Origin of the sequence: Thalassovita mangrovi, assembly GCF_009857745.1 — a bacterium.
Taxonomy (GTDB): Bacteria; Pseudomonadota; Alphaproteobacteria; order Rhodobacterales; family Rhodobacteraceae; genus Thalassobius; species Thalassobius mangrovi.
Genome location: NZ_WWEN01000016.1, coordinates 2,501 through 6,623 on the forward strand (window position 1 = coordinate 2,501; position 4,123 = coordinate 6,623).

Below are 4,123 nucleotides of genomic sequence, written 5' to 3' on the forward strand. Positions count from 1 at the left end.
CAGAAAGTGAGTTGCCGGTCGAACCAGCCCGGCGACATGAGGCGCAAGCCTTGCTCTTTCTGGATCAAATCAAGCGCGAGAAGGGCGTTTGGTGAATGCCTTGGCAGTAAGAGGCGATGAAGGACGTGATACTCTGCGATAAGTCCTGGTGAGCTGAGAATAAGCTTTGATCCAGGAATTTCCGAATGGGGCAACCCACCTGACAGTTCTCTATTGTTACCTTCGGGTACTCAATAGAAAGCTGAAACAGGTACTTAAGACCTGAATACATAGGGTTTTAAGAGCGAACCCGGGGAACTGAAACATCTAAGTACCCGGAGGAAAGGACATCAACAGATACTCCCCTAGTAGCGGCGAGCGAACGGGGACCAGCCGAGCCATGAGTGTGACTAGAATGGTCTGGAAAGGCCAACCAAAGTGGGTGACAGTCCCGTATAGGAAGCATGATTGGACGTATTAAGTAGGGCGGGACACGTGAAATCCTGTCTGAAGATCGGGGGACCACCCTCGAAGGCTAAGTACTCCTTACTGACCGATAGCGAACCAGTACCGTGAGGGAAAGGTGAAAAGCACCCCGACGAGGGGAGTGAAACAGTACCTGAAACCGAACGCCTACAATCAGTCGGAGGCTCCTTGCGAGCTGACGGCGTACCTTTTGTATAATGGGTCATCGACTTGGTCTCACGAGCAAGCTTAAGCCGATAGGTGTAGGCGCAGCGAAAGCGAGTCTTAATAGGGCGTCGAGTTCGTGGGATCAGACCCGAAACCGAGTGATCTAGGCATGACCAGGCTGAAGGTAAGGTAACACTTACTGGAGGGCCGAACCCACACCTGTTGAAAAAGGTCGGGATGAGTTGTGCCTAGGGGTGAAAGGCCAATCAAACTCGGAGATAGCTGGTTCTCCGCGAAATCTATTTAGGTAGAGCGTCATCCGAATACCCCGGGGGGTAGAGCACTGGATGGGTAATGGGGCCCCACAGGCTTACTGATCCTAACCAAACTCCGAATACCCGGGAGTACTAGATGGCAGACACACGGCGGATGCTAACGTCCGTCGTGGAGAGGGAAACAACCCTGACCTCCAGCTAAGGCCCCCAATTCATGGCTAAGTGGGAAAGCAGGTGGGACGACCAAAACAACCAGGAGGTTGGCTTAGAAGCAGCCATCCTTTAAAGATAGCGTAACAGCTCACTGGTCTAAATAAGTTGTCCTGCGGCGAAGATGTAACGGGGCTCAAGCCATGAGCCGAAGCTGAGGATGCACATAGTGCATGGTAGCGGAGCGTAGTGTGACATAGTTCCTATCCTCTTTAGACTTCTTCGGAAGTCCTTGGAGGATCATGGAGCTTTCTGTGAAGCCGGCCTGTGAGGGATCCGGTGGAGAGATCACTAGCGAGAATGATGACATGAGTAGCGACAAACAGGGTGAGAGACCCTGTCGCCGAAAGTCCAAGGGTTCCTGCTTAAAGCTAATCTGAGCAGGGTAAGCCGGCCCCTAAGGCGAGGCCGAAAGGCGTAGTCGATGGGAACCAGGTTAATATTCCTGGGCCGTGAGGTGGTGACGGATCGTGAGGGTAGTTCAGGCTTATCGGATTGTCTGGGCTGCTGATCGGTTCCTGGAAATAGCCCCTCTTTAAGACCGTACCCTAAACCGACACAGGTGGACTGGTAGAGAATACCAAGGCGCTTGAGAGAACGATGTTGAAGGAACTCGGCAAAATACCTCCGTAAGTTCGCGAGAAGGAGGCCCAGTTTCTAGGCAACTAGTGGCTGGGGGCACAAACCAGGGGGTGGCGACTGTTTACTAAAAACACAGGGCTCTGCGAAGTCGCAAGACGACGTATAGGGTCTGACGCCTGCCCGGTGCCGGAAGGTTAAAAGGAGATGTGAGAGCGTCGAATTGAAGCCCCGGTAAACGGCGGCCGTAACTATAACGGTCCTAAGGTAGCGAAATTCCTTGTCGGGTAAGTTCCGACCTGCACGAATGGCGTAACGACTTCCCCGCTGTCTCCAACATCGACTCAGCGAAATTGAATTGCCTGTCAAGATGCAGGCTTCCCGCGGTTAGACGGAAAGACCCCGTGCACCTTTACTACAGCTTCGCACTGGCATCAGGATTGTGATGTGCAGGATAGGTGGTAGGCTTTGAACCCGGGACGCCAGTCTCGGTGGAGCCTCCCTTGAGATACCACCCTTCGCACTCTTGATGTCTAACCGCGGTCCGTTATCCGGATCCGGGACCCTGCGTGGCGGGTAGTTTGACTGGGGCGGTCGCCTCCTAAAGAGTAACGGAGGCGCGCGAAGGTTGGCTCAGAGCGGTCGGAAATCGCTCGTTGAGTGCAATGGCAGAAGCCAGCCTGACTGCGAGACTGACAAGTCGAGCAGAGTCGAAAGACGGCCATAGTGATCCGGTGGTCCCGCGTGGAAGGGCCATCGCTCAACGGATAAAAGGTACGCCGGGGATAACAGGCTGATACTGCCCAAGAGTCCATATCGACGGCAGTGTTTGGCACCTCGATGTCGGCTCATCTCATCCTGGGGCTGGAGCAGGTCCCAAGGGTACGGCTGTTCGCCGTTTAAAGAGGTACGTGAGCTGGGTTTAGAACGTCGTGAGACAGTTCGGTCCCTATCTGCCGTGGGTGTAGGATACTTGAGAGGAGTTGCCCCTAGTACGAGAGGACCGGGGTGAACGTTCCACTGGTGGACCAGTTGTCGTGCCAACGGCAGTGCTGGGTAGCTATGAACGGACAGGATAACCGCTGAAGGCATCTAAGCGGGAAGCCCCCCTCAAAACAAGGTATCCCTGAGGACCGTGGTAGACCACCACGTCGATAGGCCGGAGATGTAAGCGCAGCAATGCGTTCAGTTGACCGGTACTAATTGTCCGATAGGCTTGATTTGATCCAGTAACAGCAAGGCTGTACGGATCGAAAGCATACACACATACTTGACTTGGTTACGCCGCCCGAAAGGGCGGCCATAGGTTCCTTATTCGGTTTGGTGGTCATAGCACGAGTGAAACACCCGATCCCTTCCCGAACTCGGCCGTTAAGCACCGTCGCGCCAATGGTACTGCGTCTTAAGACGTGGGAGAGTAGGTCACCGCCAAACCTAATAAGGAACCTTTAAATCTCTCTATTACGATGAAACCAGCCCTGAGACACAGCCGTTCCTGACACCGCACGCAGCCCTGCGCGCGGTGTAAATCTGTGCGAAAAACCCGGGCGCATTGGCGGCCTGCACAAACATCTTGTGGCGAATGGGCGTCTCGCTACACTGCCTTAAATAGTATCGAGCATTTGCAGGACATTTTATGCGCCCGAACACCTCCCCCGATCCCCGACCGCTCCCTACGCGGGCCGCAATGGCGGCGGCCCTGGGCCTGGCGCTGCTGGCGGGCTGCGCCGAAACCTATGGCCCCTCGCTGCCCGCTCAGCCCGGCAAGTCCTTCCTGGCCGCGCGCGACGCGGTGCAGACCTGCCTGCCCGAAGCCCCCGAAGCCGGACGCCAGGCCGTCGTCGCGGGATATATCGCCGGCGCGGTGCTGGGCGGGGTGATCCTGGGGCCAGGCGTCGTCGCGGTGCGCCAGGAACATATCCGCTACAGCGGTGAAGCCTCGGGCGTCGATCAGTGCCTGGCCCGCGCCGGCTATACCCGCCGGGATCTGACGCCGGAGGAAATGATCGCCCTCAACCAGAGCTATGGCAGCGACCGCCTGCACCTGTTGGATCATCTGGTGTCGGGCGGAACCCTGGACAACTTGCCCCAGAAAGCCGGCAGCTGAGCGGGGACCAATTGCCAAGGCCGAGCCGCTGAGGCGCCCCCCGCGGGCGCAGCCCTGCACCAAACCGTGGCCCCGCGTCCGCAGCCAAGATCCAACCGCGCACCGTACCCGGAAAAGCTCAATGCCGACTTCGAAACGGGCAGCCGATCCCTGCGACCCAGCACGCCACTGTAAATAAAAAATGACCATACGCCGCCCAACAACGCGGAATCGCCCTTGAAATTCCAAACCCCATCCCATAAGTCACCCAAACAAATTGGCGCGGGGTGGAGCAGCCCGGTAGCTCGTCAGGCTCATAACCTGAAGGTCGCAGGTTCAAATCCTGCCCCCGCAACCAAAA

At 56.6% G+C, this 4,123-nt stretch carries 1 protein-coding gene, 1 tRNA gene and 2 rRNA genes; all 4 read left to right on the forward strand.

Annotated features, from left to right (window positions below):
• Nucleotides 1-67: 67 nt before the first annotated feature.
• The 4 genes from GR167_RS19965 (at nucleotide 68) to GR167_RS19980 (ending at nucleotide 4,120) form a co-directional block, all read left to right on the forward strand.
• Nucleotides 68-2,900 (forward strand): 23S ribosomal RNA (locus GR167_RS19965).
• A gap of 95 nt (nucleotides 2,901-2,995) precedes the next feature.
• Nucleotides 2,996-3,110: ribosomal RNA gene (gene rrf, locus GR167_RS19970) — 5S ribosomal RNA — on the forward strand.
• 253 nt (nucleotides 3,111-3,363) lie between these two features.
• The gene (locus GR167_RS19975) at nucleotides 3,364-3,783 is read left to right on the forward strand and encodes a hypothetical protein (RefSeq protein ID WP_160975507.1); all 420 of its coding nucleotides are present in this window, start codon (nucleotides 3,364-3,366) and stop codon (nucleotides 3,781-3,783) included.
• 260 nt (nucleotides 3,784-4,043) lie between these two features.
• Nucleotides 4,044-4,120: transfer RNA gene (locus GR167_RS19980), tRNA-Met, on the forward strand.
• Nucleotides 4,121-4,123: the final 3 nt, after the last annotated feature.

Excerpts from the sequence above, each read along its gene's own strand:
- GR167_RS19975 (WP_160975507.1), top strand. The coding sequence starts at position 3,364 with ATGGCGGCGGCCCTGGGCCTGGCGCTGCTGGCGGGCTGCGCCGAAACC.